Below are 19420 nucleotides of genomic sequence, written 5' to 3'. Positions count from 1 at the left end.
ACTCCTGTCGCGAGCTCAGTCCTGGGCCTTGCCACCGGTGATCCGCGAGACGATCAGCGCGCCGAGAATGATCAGCCCGTTGAGCGCCCCGATCCACTGCGCGGGGATGCCGGCCAGGGTGAGCACGTTCTGGATCATGAACAGCAGCAGGATCCCGGTGAACGCGCCGACCATGGTGCCCTTGCCGCCGTCGAGGCTGATGCCGCCGATGACGGCCGCCGCGAAGACGGTGAAGATGTAGCCGTTGCCCTGTGCCGAGGCGACCGAGGCGAGCCGCCCGGACAGCAGCAGCCCGGCCAGCGCGGCCAGCACGCTACCGGTGACGATCACGGTCCACAGCACGCGCCCGGTGCGGATGCCCGCGGCCCGGGCCGCGTCGAGGTTGCCCCCGATCGCGTAGAGCGAGCGTCCGAAACTGGTCCAGCCCAGCACGAGCACGGCCACCGCGAACAGGGTCAGGCACAGCCAGATGGACGCGGGCACGCCCAGCCACTGGGCAGTGCCCAGGTAGAGCATCGAGGGCGGCAGGCGGAAGAACGTCTGGCCGCCGGAGATGCCGGTCAGCGTGCCGCGCAACACGATGAGCATCCCGAGGGTGACGATGAAGCCGTTGAGCCCGAACCGGATGATCAGCACCGCGTTGACCACCCCGATGAGCGCGCCCACGGCCAGGGTGATCGGGATCGCCCACCCGCCGGGCAGCAGGCCCAGCCCGTGACCGGTGCCGACCGGGACGACCAGCCACGCCGCCACGCCCGGGGCCAGGCCCATGGTCGATTCCAGCGACAGGTCCATCTTCCGCACGATCAGGATCATCGCCTCGGCCAGCACCAGCAGCGCGATCTCGGACATCGTCTGCAGCACGTTGAGCAGGTTGTCCGGCTGCAGGAAGACCGGGCTGACGATCTGCCCGACGATCGCGATGATCACGATCGCCGGGACCAGGGCCAGGTCGCGCAGCCGGGCCAGCGGTATCCGCCCGCCGAGCAGCCCCGGCCGCGGCCGCGCCGGAGCCGGCCGGCTGTCGGTGAGCGCGGTCTCAGGCATCGAGGTCCACCCCTTCCATCGCGGCCACCAGTTCGTGGTCGTGCCAGCCGCGGGCGAGTTCGGTGGTGGTGCGGGCCCGGAACATCACCAGCACCCGGTCACATCCGCGCAGGTCGTCGAGCTCGTCGGAGGCGATCAGCACGCCGGCGCCGGATCGGGCGGTCTGCTCGACCTTGTCCAGCAGGAACTCCTTGGACCGCACGTCGACACCGGACGTGGGGTTGATCAGCACCAGCAGCCGCGGGGTGTCGGCCAGCGCCCGGGCCAGCACCACCTTCTGCTGGTTGCCGCCGGAGAGCCCGGAGACGGCCAGGTACGGGCTGGGCGTCTTGATCGCCAGTTGCTCGATCAGGTCGTCCGCGATCGCGTCCCGGCGACGGGCGCTGATCAGGCCGTGCGGGCCGAGCCGCGCCGGCACCGTCAGGGTGCCGTTGTCGGCGATCGACATGTCCGGGACCAGGCCCTGCCGGTGCCGGTCCTGGGGAACGAAGCCGGCGCCGGCCGCCAGGGCGGCGGGCACGCTGCCGGGCCGCGGCCGGCGGCCGGCGATCTCGATCCGGCCGCCGGCGGGCGCGCGCAGCCCGGCGATGGTCTCGGCCACCTCGGTACGGCCGCTGCCGGCGGCCCCGGCGAGCCCGACGATCTCCCCCGGGGCGATCGTGAAGCTCACCTGCCGGTAGGCGCCGTCGCCGTCGCTCAGGTCGCGCACGCTCAGCGCGCTCACCGCGCCGGCGTGCACCACCCGCCCGGATTCGCGGCGCCGGGCGGCGGCCGTGTCCCCGGTCATCGCGGCGACCAGCTCGGCCCGGGGCAGCGCGGCCACCGGGGCGGTCACCACGTGCCGGGCGTCGCGGAAGACCGTCACGGTGTCGCAGATCTGGTAGATCTCCTGCAGGTGGTGGCTGATGAACAGGAACGTCACATCCTGGCGTTGCAGGTCCCGGATCCGGTCGAACAGCCGGTGGATCGCCGCCGCGTCGAGCCGGGCGGTGGGCTCGTCGAGGATGATGAACCGCGCGCCGAACGACAGCGCGCGGGCGATCTCCACGAACTGCCGCTGCTCCACGGTGAGCTCGCCGGCCAGGGTCCGCGGATCGACCTCCACCGACCAGGTCGCCAGCAGGTCGGCGGCGCGCCGGCGCAGCGCGGACCAGTCGATCAGGCCGGCCCGGCCACGGTCGTGCCGGTTGAGGAACAGATTCTCGGCGACCGTCAGCGCCGGGATGATCGTCGACTGCTGGTAGACGCACGCGACCTGCCGGCGCCACGCGTCGCGGTCGGCGAGTCGCGGCGCGCGCCGCCCGCTGAAGCTCACCGTGCCCTGGTCGGGTGCCAGCAGACCGGTCAGGATCGAGACCAGCGTCGACTTGCCGGCGCCGTTGCGGCCGACCAGCGCGTGCGTCTGCCCGGCGGCGACCCGCAGGCCGGCCCGGTCGAGCGCGACGGTCGGGCCGAACCGTTTGGTGATGCCCGTCGCCTCGACGACGAGCCGGTCCCGGTCGTTGGTTGCGGTGGTCATCAGCCGGCGTTGCCCCACAGTGAGGTGTCGCTGCTCTTGAGGCTGGGCACGTCGCCGTAGGTCGCGCCGTCGCGGGTCACCAGCGGCGCGGAGAGCTGGTCCTCCAGCAGCCCGTCGCGGACCTGGATGATCGTGCTGTGGTGGTCGGTCGGCCCGGGTTGGAAGCTCTTGCCGGCGATCGCGTCCTTGACGTACGAGAGCGCGTACTTGGCGTAGAGGTCGGCCGGCTGCGAGACGGTGGCGTCGATCTGCCCGGCCGCGATGTCCTTGAGCTCTTCCGGGATGCCGTCGTTGGAGACCACGAAGACGTGTTTCGGGTCGTCCGGGCCGACCAGCAGGCCCTTCTGCTTGAGCACCTGCAGGGTGCCGGAGAGCGCGAAGCTGGACTGCATGTAGACCCCGCGGATGTCGGGGTTGGCGGTCAGGTCGGTCTGCAGTTTCTGCGCGGCGATCGCACCGTCCCAGTTGGTGGCCTCCCCGAACACCTTGATCCGCGGGAACGTGGCCGTCATGCACTCGTTGAACGCCTCGGTGCGGTCCCGGCCGTTGATCGAGTCGAGGCCGCCCTGCAGCATCACGACCTTGCCCGCGCCGGCGAGCTCGGTGCCCAGGAACTGGCAGGCCTTCGTGCCGTACGCCCGGTTGTCGGCCCGGACCACCATGGCGACGCTGCCCGAGTCGGGCCGGGTGTCCACGGTGACCACCGGGATCTTCTTGGCGGCCAGCTGGTCGAGCGCCGGTGCGATCGCGGCGGTGTCCTGCGGGGCCATCACCACGCCCTGGACGCCCTGGCTCATGAAGGTCTGCACGTTGGCGGTCAGCTTGGCCACGTCGTTCTGCGAGTTGGTGGTCTTGAGCGTGAGCCCGAGCTGGTCGCCGAACTGCGGCGTGTACTTGATGAAGGAGTTCCAGAAGTCGGTGTCCGAGCGTGGATAGTCGACGCCGATCACGGGTTTGCCGGTGTCGGTGGCGGTGTTGTCGCGGTTGCAGGCGCTGATCGCGGCGAGCAGGAGCGCGGCGGCGGCGCAGCGGACGACCAGGTGCTTCATCACAGGTCCCTTCCGGGCAGGCGACGGTTGCGGTACTCGGCGACCACCAGGTCGGTCAGCCGCTCGAGCGACACCTGCGAGGTCGGTTCGTCGAAGGTGATGGTGCCGTGCTGGAGCAGGTTGACCCGGTCGCAGACGTCGAGGACCTGGGCGTAGTTGTGCGCGATGATGATCACCGAGACGTCGCCGCGGGCCTTGAGGTCGCGGATCAGGTCGAGGATCAGCGCGCCTTCCTTGGCGCCCATCGCGGCGAGCGGCTCGTCGAGCAGCAGGATCCGCGCGTCGGAGTACACGGCCCGGGCGACCGCGACCGCCTGGCGCTGCCCGCCGGAGAGTTTGGCCACCTCGGCGCCGACGTCGGGGATGTTGACGCCCATGTCGGCCAGGTGTTCGCGGGCCAGCCGGCGCATGGCCCGGTTGTTGAGCAGCGGCCCGACGCGCAGCTCCCGGTTGAGGAACATGTTGTGATAGACCGACAGCTCGTTGACCAGCGCGAGCCCCTGGTAGACCGCGTCGATGCCCAGCGAGCGGGCATGGTCGACGCTACGCAGCACGACCTCGCGGCCGTTGACCACCAGGCGCCCGGCGTCCGGGCGGTGATAGCCGCAGATGGTCTTGATCAGCGTGGACTTGCCGGCGCCGTTGTCGCCGATGAGGCCGAGCACCTCGCCCTGGTTCAGGCGCAGGCTGACGTCGCGCAGGGCGGTCAGCGCGCCGAAGCGTTTGACGACGTGTTCGACCAGCAGCGCGGGCTCGGCGGGCATCAGGAACCTCCGGTGCGGCGCAACCGCGACAGATACTGGTTGGCGATCATCGACAGCAGGATCGCGCTGCCCAGGATGATGCTGAACGGGTTGGCGCTGACACCGATCAGGTTGAAGCCGTTCTGCAGCTCGGCCAGGATCAGCGCGCCCAGCAGCGCGCCGATCACGGTGCCCGACCCGCCCGCGAGGGCGGTGCCGCCGATGACCGCCGCCGAGATGGCGGTGAAGGTCAGGGCGGTGCCGCCGCCGATGTTCGGGTCGATGCTGTTGATCCGGAACGCCTCCAGCAGGCCGGCGAGCGCGCCGAGCATGGCGGCGATCACGAAGTTGCCGATCTTGATGCGGTGCACCCGGATGCCGGCCTCGGTGGCGCCGATCAGGTTGCCGCCCACCGAGATGGTGTGCAGGCCCCAGCGGGTCCGGGTGAGCACCACGTGGAAGACCAGCACCACGGCCAGGCACCAGATCAGCGACGACCAGTCGGCCGCGCCGAAGACCTGCTGGATGCGGCCCTGCGCCGCCTGCGGGATCTGTGCCGGGTAGGCGTGCGAGGTGGTCAGCAGCACGCCGAGCAGCAGGTAGTAGGAGCCCAGCGTGGCCACCAGCGAGGGCACCTTCAGCTTGGTCACGATGAAGCCGTTGCAGAATCCGATGAACGCCGAGATCGCGAACGCCAGCAGGAACGCCGGGAACACCGGGAAGCCGTACAGGTCGACGGCGTAGTGCACCAGGAACGGCGCGAACGCCGCGACCACCCCGACGGACAGGTCGATCTCGCCGCTGACCAGCAGCAGCACCACGCCCACCGCGACGATCGCGACCGGCGCGGTGGCCTGCGCGATGTTGCGCAGGTTGCCGGGGGTCAGGAACACCTCGTCGGAGGCCCGGAAGTAGATCGCCATCACGATCGCGACGATCAGCACGCTGGCCTCGCGCCAGCGCACCAGCACCGTGCCGCCGCGGCGCAGCATCGGCAGCGGCCGGTGCTTGTCGACTGTTGCCGGCATCGCTGGTCCCGTCACTGGTGGGCGATGGCGCCGGAGCGGTCGACGAGTTTCACGTCCGGCGACGAGCCCTCGTACCGGGTCTGGTTGGCTTGATAGGTCCCGACGTTGTCCTTGGTCACGAACAGCAGGCCGGTGTTGGTCTGCGCCGGCGACAGCAGGCCGCCGGAGATCTTGTACAGGTACAGGTAGAGGACCGGCAGGAAGCCTTGCAGGTAGGGCTGCTGGTCGATGGTGTAGTCGAGGTCGCCGGAGTTGATCGAGGCGAGGGTCTCCGGGATCAGGTCGAAGCCGCCGGCCGCCTTGAGGCCCTTGCCGCGCAGGGCGTACTTCTTGACCGTCTGGCCGATCGCCTGGGTCGACCCGGCGTCCACGGCCAGCATGCCGGCCAGGCCGGCGTGGCCCTGCACGTAGGCGTCGACGATGGACAGGCCCTTGGTGACGTCGGCGTTGGTGGCCACCGCGGTGAAGCGCACCGCGCCGCCGGCATCCTTGAACGCCTGCTGCGCGCCGTCGATGCGCGGCTGGATGTTGAGCTGCCCGGGCGTGGCGATGAAGGCCACCACCTCGCCGGACTGCACCTGCGTCAGCGCCCGCTGCCCGAGGGCATAACCGGATTCATAAAGACCCTGCCCGACGTACGCGAGGCGGTTGGTGCCCGGATCGTCGCGGGCACCGTCGGCGTTGTACGAGACCACCGGGATGCCCGCGTCCAGGGCCTGGTCGACGGGCGCTTTGAAGGCCGCCTTGTCGACCACCGCGATCGCCAGCCCGTCGGCCTTGCCGCTGATCGCGGTGTTGGTGGCGTTGACCATCTCGGCCACCACCGAGTTCTGCGAGCCGGTCCACTGATAGGAGCAGCCGAGCAGCTTGCACGCGTCCTCGGCGCCGTACTGGGTGGCGGTGAAGAACGGGTTGGTGGTGACGTGGTTGACGAAGACGAACTTCCAGTTCGGGGTCTTCGGGAAGTTCCCGATCGCGCCCGCGCTGCTCTTGCTGTCCTTGGCGCACGCCGCGAGCAGCCCGGTCGCGGCCAGCGAGGCGCTGGCCAGCCCGGTGCCGGCCAGCAGCCGGCGCCGGGTCGTCCCACGCGGATCGAGCCGGTCGGCCGCCTGCTCGACGACCCGGGAGATGTCAGCCATGTCGCGATCCTCCTGTCGGTCTTTCCGCGAGCCACGCCGAAGCGGTGGGTGGGCGCACCCGTGCGGACCACCGGGGTGTCGGCGGCCGGGGTGTGGCATATGCGGAGCTGAGCCGGTGCGGGCGGATGCGCGTCACGGGGCAGACGTCGCGCTCGGTGGCGTCGGGTGCCATCGGGATTCCCACCGTGGCCGGGCGATGCTGGTCTCACTGGACAGTGGCAATCTAACTCCCGATTGATCCCATGTCCATAGTCGACAACACCCGGTTAGGCAACGAATCGGAAACATCAAGCGTCCTTATCACCTGGTTAGACGGGATCCCTGCGGCAACCCCTGATCACATTCATGGGATGTATCGCTGGGCTCGTCATCACGACGTTCCGTTCGCCAGGTCGCATCAGATCAAGACCACATTTGCCGTACGGGTCGTCACGATCGGATCCAGCGCTGGTTGCTGCCGCCGTTGCAGGTCCACAGCACCACGGCGGTGCCGTTGGCCGTCCCGGCGCCGGTCACGTCCAGGCACAGGCCCGACCGGACGTCGGTGATCGTCCCGTCGGCGTTGAGCCGCCACTGCTGGCCCGCTCCCCCGGTGCACGAGCCGATCCGGACCTGGGTGCCGGCCGAGGTGTTCGGGGCGTCGAGACACTTGGTGGCGTACACGGTCAGCTGGTTGCCGGAGGTGGCCGTCCAGCGCTGGTTGGCGCCGCCGTTGCAGTCCCAGATCTGCACGAGCGTCCCGTCGGCCTGGCTCTGGCCGGTGACGTCCAGGCAGCGGTTGGCCCCCGCGCCGCGGATCTCGCCGGTAGGGCTGGACCCGCCGCCGAGCGCGGTGACCGACAGGTTGTCGAACTGGGCCGGCACGCCCTGCCCGGTGGCGTACCCGATCTGGCCGGCGATCCACGTGGCGTCCGTGGCACTGCCCACCGCGGCGCCGTCGATCGCCGCGGTCAGGGTGCTGCCGTCGAGGGTGAGCGACAGCCGGTGCCAGCGGCCGGTGCCCAGCGCCGTGCTGGTCCCGGCCGCCAGCGTGCGCTGGTTGCCGCCGGTGTCGTTGCTGCGGATCGACCAGGCCCCGTTGTCGGCCACCCGCAGGTAGTAGGCGCTCAGGTTCTGCGGGCCGTCGTGGTTGTAGTTGCCGGCCCGCCCGATCAGCTGGACGTAGCCGCTCTTCTCCAGCAGCACGTCGGTGGCGACGCTGTAGTTGCGCCAGTTGAGGTCGCCGAGCAGGGTGAACGGCTCGGCGTGACCGGTGGTCCAGAAGATCGGGGCCTGTTCCGACATCTGCCGTACGCATTGACCCGAGCGGCCGGCCCCGCACCCGGTCACCTCGAACGAGCCCTGATGGTCGGCCAGGTACCTGGCTTCCCGCCCGCTCGGGTAGCCGTCGAAGTCGTCGCGGTAGGGCAGCGCCAGCGCACCCTGGGCGGGACTGCTCGCGGTGCCCTTGCCCTGCCCGGTCGTGGTGGTCAGGCTGTACACGTAGCCGGGCTGGACGCTCAGCGCGAACGAGCCGTTGGCGGCGGTGATGTCGGCGCCGCGGACGAAGTGCTCGGCCGGGTTGCTCGACCGCACGTTGGTCGACCACACGTGCACGGTCCCGGCCGAGAGCCCGCCGGTGACGCTGAACTGCAGGTCCTGGGCCGATCCGGCGTCCATCGTCTCGATGACGGTGCTGTAGTCGCCGGTGGCCGGCGACCGCAGCGACACGTAACTGCCGTTGGTGCGGTTGCCGCCCAGATATCCGCTGGAACTGTCCAGATAGCGCCAGCCGGGCGCGGTGAACTGGGTCGTCTGGGCCATCACCCAGGTGTTGCGGCCGATCGCGTAGTAGCCCGACCAGGGCTGCGGCGCCACCGCCACCCCGGTGGTCGACCAGGGGATGTTCGGCGTGACCGCGGCGATCACCGGCCAGTTCAGGTACGCGGTCATCTTCCCGTCGAGGTAGTCACGGTTGATGCCCCGGGCCAGCGCCGGCGCCCCGGCGTTGTCGTCGTCGGAGCCGTTCTCGCTGGCCCACAGCGTCTTGCCGGAGTTCACCGCGTTGCTCGAGCTCGGGCAGCTGGTCTGCGCGCTGCGGTAGCCGCAGACGTAGTGACTGCCGACCACCGAGACGGCGGCCGCGAACGCGGAGTCGCGCAGCACGTCGTCGGCCGAGCCCCAGCCGAACTCGTCCGAGGCCACGATCTTCACGCCGGCGTACCCGCGCGAGTTCAGCGCCGAGCGCAGGTTCTTGTACCAGGACAGATCACGGCCGCGTTCGTTCCAGCCGCCGAGGTAGTCGATGCTCAGCCCGTGGGAGGTGGCGCACCCGAGCCAGGCGATCAGGTAGTCGATGGAGTCGCTGGACCAGAAATTGCCGTTGCCGATCCAGCCGGGTGCGCCCCACGACAATCCGACGAGTTTGATGCTCGGGTTACGGGCCTTGGCCTGACCCATCAACCACCACTCGTAGCCCCGGTCGCAATTCACGGCACCCCGGGTGTGCTCGTGGCTCGGCTCGGCGCCGGAGGTCGAGTTCGTGTCCCCGCCGATCTCCACCTTCATGATCTGCATGGCCGCGCCGTAGCCCGGCTTGAACAGATAATCGAGAATGTCGCTGCGCTGCGGTTCCGGATAGTCGGCCAGCAGGCGGCTGTTGCCACCGCCGCCGCTGATCGCACCGACGCCGTCGAAGACCCGCCCGCCGGACGCGCCGTTGATGGTGATCGCCGTCGCGGCCCGGGCCGGTGCAGGCGGCACGACCAGCACGCCGGCCAGCGTCAGCAGCAGTGCCGCGGCCCCGGCCCGGTAGCGGGATCTCCAGCTCGATCGCATCGTCATGAACACGGTCCCTTCGGCCGAGGCGATTACACAAACGTTAAATTAACGTTTCCCGGGCGACCGGTCAAATGACGTACATCAATTAGTTTTTAATGTTTCGACTTTCCCGACGATGCCCACATAACAATTTCTACAAATAATTATCATGGGTGCCGGACGAACCATTTCGATGCGGTCAATGGCTGCTCGGTAGGATTTCGGGCATGACGGCTCAGCCCGACGCGTTCAGTCTCCCGCCCCGCCGCCGCGCCGAGCGGTTGAGCGTCGCCGTCGTCACCGAGCTGGTCGAGCTGATCGTCACCGGCCAGCTCGCCGAGGGTCAGCTGCTGCCGCCCGAGGGACCGTTGAGCGAGCACTTCGGGGTCAGCCGCACGGTGATCCGCGAGTCGGCCAAACGGCTCGAGGAGAAGGGCCTGGTGATCATCGCGCAGGGCCGGGGTACGCAGGTGGCCCGCTCCGGGCTGTGGAACATGCTGGACCCGGTCGTGCTGTCCGCGCTCATCGACAACGACGAGTCGCTGGGGATCCTGGACGAGCTCACCGTCGTGCGCGGCAACCTGGAGTCGGCCATGGCCGGCGCGGTGGCCGCCAGTCGCACCCCGGAGCAGCTGGTGCGCCTCGAGCACGCGCTGGCGGTGATGCAGGAGATGCGGCACGAGAGCGATTCGTTCCGGCAGGCCGACGTGGTCTTCCACCTGACCGTGATGGAGCTCTCCGGCAACCGGCTGGCCGAGAACATCGCCAAGCGGCTGTACCTGCGCGCGCTGGAGAGCAGCCGGTTCCAGGGCCTGCGCTACCAGGACGCGTTCCGCTCCACCCTCGACGAGCACGCCGTCGTGCTGGACGCGATCAAACGCCAGGACGCCGCCGTCGCCGAACACGCGATGCGCGAGCACATCATCGGCTCCTGGCGGCGGCGCCGTTTCGAGCCGCTGCCCGCCGATCCGCCGGACTGAGCCGGCCCGGCCCCGCTCAGCGCCCGATGCGGTAGAAGGCCGACCCGGTCCCGGACAGGATCGCCTCACGTTCGGCCCGGCTCAGCCGCGCGAGCAGCGCGTCCACCGTGACCCGCCAGCCGAACGCGCCCCGGCCCAGCTCGGCGACCGGCCAGTCCGAGCCGTACATCAGCCGGTCCGGGCCGAACACCTCGAGCGCGACGTCGAAGGCCTGCCGCACCCGCAGCGGGTCGGCGCCGGCCAGGCCGGACAGCTTCGCCCAGGTGTTGGGGCGGCGGGCCAGCTCCCGCAGGTCCAGCGCCCAGGCCCGCGGGTCGCCGGCCTCGGCGATGCCGCCGAGGTGGTCCACGACCAAGCGCACGTCGGCGCAGCGCGCCGCCAGCGCCGCGGCCGCCGCCAGCTGCCCGGCCCGCACGACCAGGTCGAAGCCCAGGCCGCGCGCACCGGCCCGGATCAGCGCGGCGGTGACCTCGGGCCGGTCCAGCCAGCCCGGATCCGGATCCAGGTGCACCAGATGCCGCAGGCCGACCAGGCGGGCGAACCCGCCGGTGTCCAGGGTGTCGAGTTGGCGGTCCGGCTCGATGGTCAGGTCGATCCAGCCGACCACTCCGGCCACGCGCGCGCTGCGGTGCGCCAGCAGCCGTCGGGTCTCGGGCAGACTGTTGCTGGACTGCACGAGCACGGCCGCGTCCATCCCGGTGGCGGCCAGCATCCGGTCGAGGTCGGTGAGGCCGAAGTCGCGGTCGATCGCGGCCATCGTCGCCGGCTCGATCCACGGCTGCGGGTCGGTGGCCCGATCCCAGAGATGCACGTGGGCATCCAGGCGCGTCACCCCGCTCACGAGCTCGCCGCGGCGTCGGGAACCAGTCGCAGCCCGGCCCGCCGCGGCCGGACGTGCGGGCCGGCGGCCGCCGCCGGCGCATCGGCGGCCCGGGCTGCGCGGATCAGACTCTCGTCGACCCGGATGCCCAGACCCGGCTCGTCGCCCAGCACGATGCCACCGTCGCGGTACTGCTGATCCACCGTCAGGCCGATCGGCGAGGTCAGCGCCTGCACCTCGAAGGCCAGATGGTTGGGCACCGCGGCGGCGGCGTGCGCCACCGGGTTGCCGTGGTAGGCCACCGGGCTCACCGGCAGGTCCCGGCTGTGGGCCAGGGTCGCCACCCGCAGGAAGTGGGTGATCCCCCAGACGTTGCCGACCTGCACGATGTCGATCGCATCGGCGTCCAGCAGCGGACGGTACTGCTCGAGACCGGTCAGGTTCTCCCCGGTGGCCACCGCGGCGCGCACCCCCTGCCGGACGGCGGCGAGCCCGGCGGCGTCCCAGCGGCGCACCGGCTCCTCGACCCAGGTCAGATCGATGACGCGTTCCAGCGCGCTCACATACCGCACCGCCTGGGTCCGGTTCCAGCACTCGTTGGCGTCGAACATCAGCGCCGGTTGCGACGAGTTGCGGCCCAGCACGTCGCGCAGCGCCTGCAGCCGGCGCAGGTCGTGCGGCAGATCCCGGCCGCCCTTGAGCTTGCCCGCGGTGAAACCCCGGTCGGCGAACTGCTGGTACAGCCGCACGAGCGCGTCGTCGTCGAGCGCGATGTCCAGCCCGGAGGCGTACCCGGGAACGAAGCGGTCGAGCGCGCCGAGGGTCCGCCACAGCGGCTCACCGGCGGCCTTGGCCTTCAGATCCCACAGCGCCATGTCGATCGCGCCGATCGCGCCGAAGGTCGCCCCGGTGTGCCCGGTCTTGAAGACCCGGTCGAGCATCCGGTCGTAGAGCGCCGTCACGCCCCGCGGGTCCTGGCCCTCGACCGCGCCGAAGACCCGCTCGAGCTCGCCGTGCGCGCCCAGGCCCACGCCCTCGAGCCCGGCATCGGTCTCCAGGATCAGCACGTGCACGTCGGTGCGCGGTCCGGGCAGCACCCCGTTGGCGTCGCCGGTCGAGCGGCCCCAGTCGTGCTCGGTGGTCAGGCTGCGGTAGCCGGTGACCTTCAACGTCGGCTCCTTGTCGGTGGCACGCGGCTCACTCCTTGGTCCCGCCCGCCGTCAGGCCGGCGACCAGGAACCGCTGGGCGAACAGGAAGACGATCAGCACCGGCAGCACCGAGACCACGGTGGCCAGCGCGAGCGTCGGCAGTTGCACCGACTGCGTGCCGGCCGAGCTCGGGTTGAACGCCGGGGTCGAGGCGAGCAGCGAGGTCAGGCCCACCTGGATCGGATAGCCCTCGCTGGCGGGCAGCATCACGAACGGCAGGAAGAAGTTGTTCCAGCTCTGCACGAAGCTGAAGAACGCCACCAGCGCGACGATCGGCGCGGCCAGCGGCAACGCGACCTTGCTGAACACCTGGAACTCGTGGCAGCCGTCGATGCGGGCGGCGGCCAGCAGGTCCCGGGAAATGCTGGTGGAGAAGTAGATGTAGGTCAGGTAGACCCCGAACGGGAAGAACGACATCGGCAGGATCACCGACAACGGGCTGCCGATCAGGCCCACCTCGCTCAGTTCCAGAAAGATCGGCAGCACCAGCGCGGTGTTCGGGATCAGCATGACGATCAGCGTGAGCACCAGCAGCAGCCGCCGGAACCGGAACCGGGTCAGCGCCAGGGCGTAACCGGCCGGGATGCCGGCGATCAGGGCGATCACCAGCGCGCCGGCCGCGTACAGCGCCGAGTTGCCGATCCAGGCGATGACCGCCCCGTCCTGGAAGCCGAACAGCTGCTCCCCGTTGGCCCGCAGGCCGCCGAGGCTGCCGGCGGCGAAGGGACTGCCGGTGGTCAGTTCCCGTGCCGACTTCGTCGTCGCCAGCAGCAACCAGACGATCGGGATGCCGAAAAACAACACAAAGAACACCACAAAGACCGAGGCGATCGTACGAGTGCTCCAGCCGCCGAACCCGGGCCGGCTCGTGCCGGGTGTGCGCATCGATCAGTCCGTCTCGAACAGGCCGCCGCGCAGCACGAACACCGCCGACAGCGCGAGGGCGATCACCAGCAGGATCAGGGAGATGGCCGCCGCACCGTTGAAGTCGTTCTGCTGGAACGCGTACTGGTAGGCCAGCTGGTTGAGCGAGTAGTCGTTGGGCACGATCGCGTTGCTCGCCTGCGACAGCAGTTGCGGTTCGACGAACAGCTGGGTGCCCGCGGCCAGCGACATGATGGCCATGTACGAGATCCACTTGCGCAGCAGCGGCAGCTGGATCCGCCAGGCGATCTGCCATCGACCGGCCCCGTCGATGCGGGCGGCTTCGATCACCTCGGCGCTGATGTTGTTGAGCGCGCCGTACATGATCACGATCCAGCCGCCGGCGCCGGTCCAGAACGCGATGACGGCGAAGACCGGCGGCAGGTTTCCCGGCACGATGACCTGCACGAAGCTGGCGAGTCCGAACAACCGCAGCAGGGCGCCGATCGGGCTGGCCGTCGGGTCCAGCAGGAACAGCCAGAGCAGCACACTCGACGCCCCGGCCAGCGCCCCGGGCAGATAGAAGATCAGCCGCAGGCCGCTGCTGACCCGGCGCAGCCGGATCGTGTGCACCACGATCGCCAGCGCGGTGACCAGCACGAGCAGCGCGACCAGCCAGATCACCAGGTAGAGCGCGACGTGCCCGGCCGCCGGCAGGAACCGGAAGTCGCCGGTGACCTTGGCGAAGTTGGCGAGCCCGGCAAAGGCGCCGTCCGCGTCGGTGAAGGCCAGGTAGAACGCGTAGCCGGCGGGCAGCACGCCGAAGGCGACGGTCAGCGCCGCGTACAGGGCCACGAAGCCGTAGCTCATCGCGCTGCCGGAACCACCGGGGTGCGCGCGGCCGGCCCAGCGGCGGGTGCCCACCGCCGGCCGGGCCGCCTCCGTTGTGGTCACTTGACCGTGTAACCGTCGACCTGGGCCTGGTTCTTGATCGCGGCCTGCCAGGCCGGCAGCAGATCGACCAGGCTCTTGCCACTGGCGATGCCCGGCGTCATGGTCTTGGCCCAGATCGCCTCCTGGCTGAAGATCCCCGATCCCCAGCCGTCCCAGATCTCGGTGCCGGCCGTGACGACCGCTTGCAGGTCGCTCGCGTAGTAGCCGCTCAACTCCTGCTTCTTGATCCACTTGTCGCCGGCCGCGGCGAACGCGGGATAGCCGGGGGCGACGTTGACCTGGTAGTCGTCGGCGGTCGTGACGAACGTGGCGAACTTACCGGCCGCCGCGAGGTTCTTGGAATGGCTGCTGATGAACCAGGTGCCGCCGCCGACGTTGCCGGTCACCGCGGGCTCCCCCGGCCAGGCCAGTGGCGCGGCGACACCGAGCTGTCCTTTCGCGACGTTCAGCGACTGCGGGTTGTTGAAGATGGCGCCGGCGTACCAGGCCGGGCCCGGCATGAGCAGCACCTTGTCGGCGTACTTGCGCACGAACTCGGGCGTGAAGACGCTGACGTTGGGTGTGGTTCCGTTCTTGATCAGCGTGTCCAGCATCGACGCGGCGCGCCGGCATTGGGTGCTGCCGGTGTCGACGGTGACCGTCTTCGCGCCGGTGATGCCGTTGGCCTGACACTTGCTGGCCCAGAAGAACGTCTCCGGGGTCCAGGCGTCGCCGACCGTGCCGACGATGTACCCGGGGTGCTGTGCGGCGACCTTCTCCCCCAGCGCCTGATACTCCGGCCAGGTCGTCGGCAGCGACAGCCCGAGCTTGGCCAGCAGGCTCTTGTTGTACCAGAGCACCACCTGCGCCAGGTCGTTGCGCAGGCAGTAGACCTTGCCCTCGACCGTGCACGGATTCAACGAGCCGGGCGTGAAACCGTCCAGCGTCGCCTTGTCGACCAGGCCCGCGCCGAGCACGGCCGCGAACGCCTGCTTGCCGCCGCTGCTCTGGCTCGCCCAGGCCGCGTCGTTGTTCTGCGTCGAGAACACCACGTCCGGCCAGCCGCTGCCGGCCCGATCGAACAACTGCATCTTGGTACGGAAGGAGTTCGAACCGTTCGCCGAGCCGTCATAGGTGACCACCTTGACCGCAACCGCGGGATTGGCCTTCTGGAAGGCTTTGACCGCGCCCGCCCGGTCCGCGTCCACCCAGACCGTGAGCTCGGCCTTGTCGTCCTGCGCGACCTGCGGGAAGCCGTAGGAGCCGGTCGAGGTCTCCGCGCCGCCGGCGTTTCCGCAGGCGCTCAGGGTCAGGGCGAGAACCAGCAGGCCGGCACCCTTCGCGGTGGTCAGGACGTGGCGGCCTCGTCGCTGGCTGAACATTCCACCCATATCGACATCCTTTGTCGGGCCAACCTGTTGCCGGGGAGTTCATCGCCACGAAATATAAGAGCATACGTATTACCTTTGCAAGACATGGACGAGCGTCGAACAGATCGGAGTCACCGAAGCGACCGCAGGTGCCGATGACCCCGCACACCAGGCGTAAGCCATCCTAGGAACCTGGGTTGTTTGCCCGCTCCGATCGAGCGCCGGCAACTGAGCTCAGTCGACGGCAGGAGCGCCGGCCTGGTCGCCGGCCGCGTCGATCCGGTCGAGCGTTTGCCGACTCCACGCCTTGATGGCGGCGGCCTGCTCGGGCGCGAGCTGGTCGAAAAAGTATCGGCGGATGTTGCCTTCGTGACCCTGGATGGCCTGGCGCACGGCACTGCGGCCCTTGGCGGTCAGCGCGACCCCGGTCCGGCGACCGGCGGACCCGCTCTCGATGCGCGTCACCAGGTCGCGGCCTTCCATCCGGGTGAGCTGGTGGGCCACCCGGCCCTTGTCCCAGGCCAGCGAGTCGGCGAGCTCGCCGACCCGCAACTGGCCGCCGGCCGCCTGGTGCAGTGACACGAGCACGCTGAACTCGGCCTTGGAGATGCCGTAGTCCTGCTGGAGTTGGCGGTCCAGTTCGCGGGCCAGCAGGCGCTGGGCCTGCATCCAGATGTGCCAGAGCTCCCACTCGGCCGGCTCCAGGGCGCGAGGCATCGTCATGGCGAAACCGTACCGGCAAGGGAGTTGACGCGACAACTTCCCGCGCTACAGTTGTCGTGTCAACTCCGGGGCCGGGTGCGGCTCCTGGAGCACCCTTCGGCACGGGAGCAGTTATGAATCGCACGGTCGCGGTCGTCGGCGGTGGCTACGGCGGATCGCTGGTCGCCAAGGAGCTGGACGCCGACGCGAACGTCATCCTCATCGACCCCCGGGAAGCGTTCGTCAACGCGGCAGCCTCGCTGCGAGCACTGACGCAGCCGGACTGGGCGCCCAGCGCCTTCTTCTCGTTCGACACCCTGCTCCACCGCGGACGGGTGATCCGCGACCGGGCCGCTTCGGTGGACCCGAACGGCGTCACGCTGGCTTCCGGTGCGCGGGTCGAGGCCGACTATCTGGTCCTGGCCACCGGTTCCGGCTACCCCTATCCGGCCAAGCCGAACGATGGCGCAACGGGCATCGCCGAGCAACTGGGCGATCTTCGCGAGACCCACAAGGAGCTGGCCGGCGCCCACCGCGTGCTCATCCTCGGCGCCGGCCCGGTCGGCCTGGAGCTCGCCGGGGAGATCAAGCAGGTCTGGCCGGACAAGCAGGTGGCCATCGTCGACCGGACCGACCGGCTGCTACCCGGCTTCCTGCCGCAGGTGCAGGCCGACCTGCGCCGCCAGCTGGACCGGCTCGGCATCGAGCTGCACCTGGGCACCGGTCTGAGCGCGCTGCCGGCGATCGAGGCCGGCCGGGCCGGTCGCGTCGCGGTCACCACCGAGCACGGCGACCAGATCGTGGCGGACATCTGGTTCCGCGCTTTCGGGGTCCGGATCAACACCGGCTATCTGGCGGACGGCAAGCTCACGCCGCTGACCGAGCAGGCAGCCGTTCCGGTCACCGAGCGCCTGAACGTCGCGGGCTACGAGCGCGTCTACGCCATCGGCGACATCACCGCGCTGCCCGACCCGAAAATGGCGTCCTACTCGATGACCCATGCCGAGATCGTGGTGCGCAACATCAGGTCCCAACTGGGCGGCGATCAGCCGGACGCCGTCTGGTCGCCGGCGGCCGAGCGCAGGATCCTGCTCCCGCTGGGCACGCACGGCGGAGTCGGCCAGCTCCCCACGCCCGAGGGTGCCGTCGCGGCCACCGCGCAGACGGTCCAGGAGCGCAAGGGCGCCGACCTGTTCACCGCGAGGTTCGCCACGCGATTCGGCAACTGACCCCACCTGTCCAGGGAGCGAGGAATTCAGTCGAGCAAGCCGTCCAGCGTGCCGGGGGTTCGGTAGTTCACCTCGATGTCGAGGCCGTCGCCGAGGGGACAGTAGAACGCGGTCCAGGTTGCTCCCCACACCTGGAATCCGTCGCTGATCTTGCCGGGGTGCAGCCCGGCCGCGGTCAGCTCGTCGTGTTTGGCGTACACGGCCTCGCGGGAGTCTTGAATGAGGCCGAAGTGAAAGCCCTTCGGGTACGCGGACCTGCCGTGCGGCACCGGATCGATCTGGGTGATGACCAACTCGGAGCCGTCGGTGCCGGCGACCGCGGCGAAGGAGCCGCCGCCGGCCGCCGCGGGAACCTGACCCGAGTCGATGATCCGGTAGCCGAAGTGCGTGACGAGTGTGCCGGTGAGCGCGGTGACGTCGCTGGCGCAGAGGTTGAGGTGGTTGAGACGCATGGGGTTCTCCGTTTGTCCGAGGGTTGCGGCGCTCAGGTTTTCCGAGGGTTGCGGCGCTCAGGTTTTCCGAGGGTTGCGGCGCTCAGGTGAAGAAGGCACGCAGGGCTGCCGCGACGAGCCGCGGGCCGCTGCCGCGCCCGGTGTTCCAGGAGCCGGCGTGGTCGAGGCCGTCGAACTCGACGGTCGTCGCCCGGGGCAGCACGCCGGACAGGTCGTGGATGGCCTGCCGGAGGAAGCCGGGGCTCTTCGTGCCGCTGAGCAGCAGCATGGGCTGGTCGATGGAGCCGAAGCTCGCCATCTTTGCGTCCATGCCGGCGACGACGTTGAAGTCGTAGCGGATGCCGGGGAGCAGGTCGCGAAGTTTCGGGGCCGGACCGGCCCTGCGGGCGTCGACGCTGAGCACGGCAGCGGCCAGCAGCCGGGCGGCGGGCCGGGGCAGCATCCGCAGGGGCGCCGGGGCGGTCCGGGCGGTACGCAGCGAACCCGCCAGGGCGGCCGCCAGGTGCCCGTGTTCGAGGTCGGCGCCGAGCTGCCGGATGCCGTCGTGGGAGATGCCGTCGCGGTAGAACGGCGGTTCGTACACCGCGGCCCGGGTGACCCGGCGCAGGGTCCTGGCCGCCTCCAGGGTGATCATGGCACCTGAGCTGAGGCCGAACAGATCTCCGGTGTCCGCCTCGGTCAGCAGCGCCGCCACGTCCTCGACGTCGCGGGCGATGTCGTGGCCGTCGTCGTAGGGCTTCGGGCTCAGGCCGCGACCACGGCGGTCGGGGGTGTAGACGGTGAAATCCGGCGCGAGTGCGTTGGCAAGGTCGTGGTAGTGGTACGCGGTGCCCATCGCGCCTTGGATCAGAACCAGCCCGGGGCCGGCGCCCCGGCGCAGGTAGCCGATCCGGGTGCCGTCACGCGAGGTCACGTGCGCCGCGATGACGCCGGTGCTGCCCATTCCGCCCTCCCCGTCATCTGACTTTCCCTCAAAGTAGCTTTGCAGCAAAGTTACTTTGCTGATCTGATATTTTGCAACCCGGACAGCAAAGGTGGTGCGGTGGGCGACGACGTGACGGACCAGCGGGCGCACGAGGTCATCGAGGGCCTTCGTGGCCTGGCCGCCGCGCAGAGCGAACTGGGGCGCGTGTTCGCGCGCAGCATGCGCATGCACGGCACTGACGCGGTCGCGATCGTGGAGATCATCAACGCGGAGGGGCGCGGTCAGCCGTTGACGCCCGCACGCCTGGCCGAACGGATCGGTCTCACCACCGGGGCGACCTCGATCCTGCTGAACCGGCTCGAGCAAGCGGGCCACGTCGTGCGGACCCGGGAGCACAGCGACCGGCGGATTGTCACGCTTCGCTCCACGCCCGGCATCCACGCCGCGGCCACCGAGTTCTACGAACCGCTCAGCCGGCTGCTCGGCGCCACGCTCGGCGACTACTCCCCCGCCGAGCTGGCGCGCACCGAGTCCATCGTCAGCCGCATCCGCTCGACCATGCACACCTACATCAGCGACCTGGACCCGCCGGACCGGTCGCCGGCTCGCTGA

The 19420-nt window shown here is 70.0% G+C and carries 18 protein-coding genes; 3 read left to right on the top strand and 15 right to left on the bottom strand.

Annotated elements, in window-relative coordinates; all coding sequences use genetic code 11:
• Nucleotides 1-15 precede the first annotated feature (15 nt).
• The 7 genes from L3i22_RS21180 to L3i22_RS21150 form a co-directional block, all read right to left on the bottom strand.
• The gene (locus tag L3i22_RS21180; protein WP_221328689.1) at nucleotides 16-1047 is read right to left on the bottom strand and encodes an ABC transporter permease; all 1032 of its coding nucleotides are present in this window, start codon (nucleotides 1045-1047) and stop codon (nucleotides 16-18) included.
• On the bottom strand, nucleotides 1040-2566 hold the full coding sequence (locus L3i22_RS21175; protein ID WP_221328688.1) for a sugar ABC transporter ATP-binding protein: 1527 nt from the start codon (nucleotides 2564-2566) through the stop codon (nucleotides 1040-1042). Before L3i22_RS21175 ends, L3i22_RS21180 begins: the two co-directional genes overlap by 8 nt.
• A complete protein-coding gene (locus tag L3i22_RS21170) occupies nucleotides 2566-3615 on the bottom strand; it encodes a sugar ABC transporter substrate-binding protein (RefSeq protein WP_221328687.1) in 1050 nt (349 codons plus the stop codon). The genes L3i22_RS21175 and L3i22_RS21170 overlap by 1 nt, the downstream gene beginning before the upstream one ends.
• Nucleotides 3615-4379, bottom strand: coding sequence for an ATP-binding cassette domain-containing protein (locus L3i22_RS21165; protein ID WP_221328686.1), 765 nt, complete (start codon nucleotides 4377-4379; stop codon nucleotides 3615-3617). Before L3i22_RS21165 ends, L3i22_RS21170 begins: the two co-directional genes overlap by 1 nt.
• Complete coding sequence (locus L3i22_RS21160) at nucleotides 4379-5386, bottom strand: ABC transporter permease (protein ID WP_221328685.1); 1008 nt, start codon at nucleotides 5384-5386, stop codon at nucleotides 4379-4381. The genes L3i22_RS21165 and L3i22_RS21160 overlap by 1 nt, the downstream gene beginning before the upstream one ends.
• An 11-nt stretch (nucleotides 5387-5397) precedes the next feature.
• Nucleotides 5398-6525: a sugar ABC transporter substrate-binding protein gene (locus L3i22_RS21155; RefSeq protein WP_221328684.1), complete on the bottom strand. Its 1128-nt coding sequence runs from the start codon at nucleotides 6523-6525 to the stop codon at nucleotides 5398-5400.
• Between the two features lie 429 nt (nucleotides 6526-6954).
• Nucleotides 6955-9348: a ricin-type beta-trefoil lectin domain protein gene (locus L3i22_RS21150; RefSeq protein WP_255658458.1), complete on the bottom strand. Its 2394-nt coding sequence runs from the start codon at nucleotides 9346-9348 to the stop codon at nucleotides 6955-6957.
• Nucleotides 9349-9551: 203 nt separating this feature from the next.
• On the opposite strand from L3i22_RS21150, the gene L3i22_RS21145 reads away from it, so the two are divergent.
• The gene (locus tag L3i22_RS21145) at nucleotides 9552-10304 is read left to right on the top strand and encodes a FadR/GntR family transcriptional regulator (RefSeq protein WP_221328683.1); all 753 of its coding nucleotides are present in this window, start codon (nucleotides 9552-9554) and stop codon (nucleotides 10302-10304) included.
• A gap of 16 nt (nucleotides 10305-10320) precedes the next feature.
• Here L3i22_RS21145 and L3i22_RS21140 read toward each other — a convergent pair whose 3' ends face one another.
• From L3i22_RS21140 to L3i22_RS21115, 6 genes are all read right to left on the bottom strand, one after another.
• A complete protein-coding gene (locus tag L3i22_RS21140; protein WP_255658457.1) occupies nucleotides 10321-11115 on the bottom strand; it encodes an amidohydrolase in 795 nt (264 codons plus the stop codon).
• A 26-nt stretch (nucleotides 11116-11141) separates the two neighbouring features.
• The gene (locus L3i22_RS21135) at nucleotides 11142-12293 is read right to left on the bottom strand and encodes a mandelate racemase/muconate lactonizing enzyme family protein (RefSeq protein WP_221328681.1); all 1152 of its coding nucleotides are present in this window, start codon (nucleotides 12291-12293) and stop codon (nucleotides 11142-11144) included.
• A gap of 28 nt (nucleotides 12294-12321) precedes the next feature.
• Complete coding sequence (locus L3i22_RS21130) at nucleotides 12322-13218, bottom strand: carbohydrate ABC transporter permease (RefSeq protein ID WP_221328680.1); 897 nt, start codon at nucleotides 13216-13218, stop codon at nucleotides 12322-12324.
• A 3-nt stretch (nucleotides 13219-13221) separates the two neighbouring features.
• Nucleotides 13222-14151: a carbohydrate ABC transporter permease gene (locus tag L3i22_RS21125; RefSeq protein ID WP_255658456.1), complete on the bottom strand. Its 930-nt coding sequence runs from the start codon at nucleotides 14149-14151 to the stop codon at nucleotides 13222-13224.
• On the bottom strand, nucleotides 14148-15521 hold the full coding sequence (locus L3i22_RS21120) for an ABC transporter substrate-binding protein (protein WP_255658455.1): 1374 nt from the start codon (nucleotides 15519-15521) through the stop codon (nucleotides 14148-14150). Before L3i22_RS21120 ends, L3i22_RS21125 begins: the two co-directional genes overlap by 4 nt.
• A gap of 213 nt (nucleotides 15522-15734) precedes the next feature.
• A complete protein-coding gene (locus L3i22_RS21115; RefSeq protein WP_221328679.1) occupies nucleotides 15735-16223 on the bottom strand; it encodes a MarR family winged helix-turn-helix transcriptional regulator in 489 nt (162 codons plus the stop codon).
• Between the two features lie 113 nt (nucleotides 16224-16336).
• Between L3i22_RS21115 and L3i22_RS21110 the strand changes: the two genes are divergently transcribed.
• Nucleotides 16337-17431 carry an NAD(P)/FAD-dependent oxidoreductase gene (locus L3i22_RS21110; protein ID WP_221328678.1) on the top strand — a complete coding sequence of 365 codons (1095 nt, stop codon included), beginning with the start codon at nucleotides 16337-16339 and terminating at the stop codon, nucleotides 17429-17431.
• Nucleotides 17432-17457: 26 nt separating this feature from the next.
• Here L3i22_RS21110 and L3i22_RS21105 read toward each other — a convergent pair whose 3' ends face one another.
• The gene (locus L3i22_RS21105) at nucleotides 17458-17883 is read right to left on the bottom strand and encodes a VOC family protein (RefSeq protein ID WP_221328677.1); all 426 of its coding nucleotides are present in this window, start codon (nucleotides 17881-17883) and stop codon (nucleotides 17458-17460) included.
• An 82-nt stretch (nucleotides 17884-17965) separates the two neighbouring features.
• Nucleotides 17966-18826, bottom strand: coding sequence for an alpha/beta fold hydrolase (locus L3i22_RS21100; protein ID WP_221328676.1), 861 nt, complete (start codon nucleotides 18824-18826; stop codon nucleotides 17966-17968).
• 99 nt (nucleotides 18827-18925) lie between these two features.
• Here L3i22_RS21100 and L3i22_RS21095 point away from each other — a divergent pair, with 99 nt between their 5' ends.
• The gene (locus L3i22_RS21095) at nucleotides 18926-19420 is read left to right on the top strand and encodes a MarR family winged helix-turn-helix transcriptional regulator (RefSeq protein WP_255658453.1); all 495 of its coding nucleotides are present in this window, start codon (nucleotides 18926-18928) and stop codon (nucleotides 19418-19420) included.

Origin of the sequence: Actinoplanes sp. L3-i22 (genome assembly GCF_019704555.1) — a bacterium.
GTDB lineage: Bacteria > Actinomycetota > Actinomycetes > Mycobacteriales > Micromonosporaceae > Actinoplanes.
This window is presented reverse-complemented; position numbering and strand designations above follow the sequence as displayed.

What these genes read in the sequence shown, in the direction of transcription:
- L3i22_RS21180 (WP_221328689.1), bottom strand. Translation starts at nt 1,047, where the DNA reads ATGCCTGAGACCGCGCTCACCGACAGCCGGCCGGCTCCGGCGCGGCCG.
- L3i22_RS21175 (WP_221328688.1), bottom strand. Translation starts at nt 2,566, where the DNA reads ATGACCACCGCAACCAACGACCGGGACCGGCTCGTCGTCGAGGCGACG.
- L3i22_RS21170 (WP_221328687.1), bottom strand. Translation starts at nt 3,615, where the DNA reads ATGAAGCACCTGGTCGTCCGCTGCGCCGCCGCCGCGCTCCTGCTCGCC.
- L3i22_RS21165 (WP_221328686.1), bottom strand. Translation starts at nt 4,379, where the DNA reads ATGCCCGCCGAGCCCGCGCTGCTGGTCGAACACGTCGTCAAACGCTTC.
- L3i22_RS21160 (WP_221328685.1), bottom strand. Translation starts at nt 5,386, where the DNA reads ATGCCGGCAACAGTCGACAAGCACCGGCCGCTGCCGATGCTGCGCCGC.
- L3i22_RS21155 (WP_221328684.1), bottom strand. Translation starts at nt 6,525, where the DNA reads ATGGCTGACATCTCCCGGGTCGTCGAGCAGGCGGCCGACCGGCTCGAT.
- L3i22_RS21150 (WP_255658458.1), bottom strand. Translation starts at nt 9,348, where the DNA reads ATGACGATGCGATCGAGCTGGAGATCCCGCTACCGGGCCGGGGCCGCG.
- L3i22_RS21145 (WP_221328683.1), top strand. Translation starts at nt 9,552, where the DNA reads ATGACGGCTCAGCCCGACGCGTTCAGTCTCCCGCCCCGCCGCCGCGCC.
- L3i22_RS21130 (WP_221328680.1), bottom strand. Translation starts at nt 13,218, where the DNA reads ATGCGCACACCCGGCACGAGCCGGCCCGGGTTCGGCGGCTGGAGCACT.
- L3i22_RS21120 (WP_255658455.1), bottom strand. Translation starts at nt 15,521, where the DNA reads ATGGGTGGAATGTTCAGCCAGCGACGAGGCCGCCACGTCCTGACCACC.
- L3i22_RS21115 (WP_221328679.1), bottom strand. Translation starts at nt 16,223, where the DNA reads ATGACGATGCCTCGCGCCCTGGAGCCGGCCGAGTGGGAGCTCTGGCAC.
- L3i22_RS21110 (WP_221328678.1), top strand. Translation starts at nt 16,337, where the DNA reads ATGAATCGCACGGTCGCGGTCGTCGGCGGTGGCTACGGCGGATCGCTG.
- L3i22_RS21105 (WP_221328677.1), bottom strand. Translation starts at nt 17,883, where the DNA reads ATGCGTCTCAACCACCTCAACCTCTGCGCCAGCGACGTCACCGCGCTC.
- L3i22_RS21100 (WP_221328676.1), bottom strand. Translation starts at nt 18,826, where the DNA reads ATGGGCAGCACCGGCGTCATCGCGGCGCACGTGACCTCGCGTGACGGC.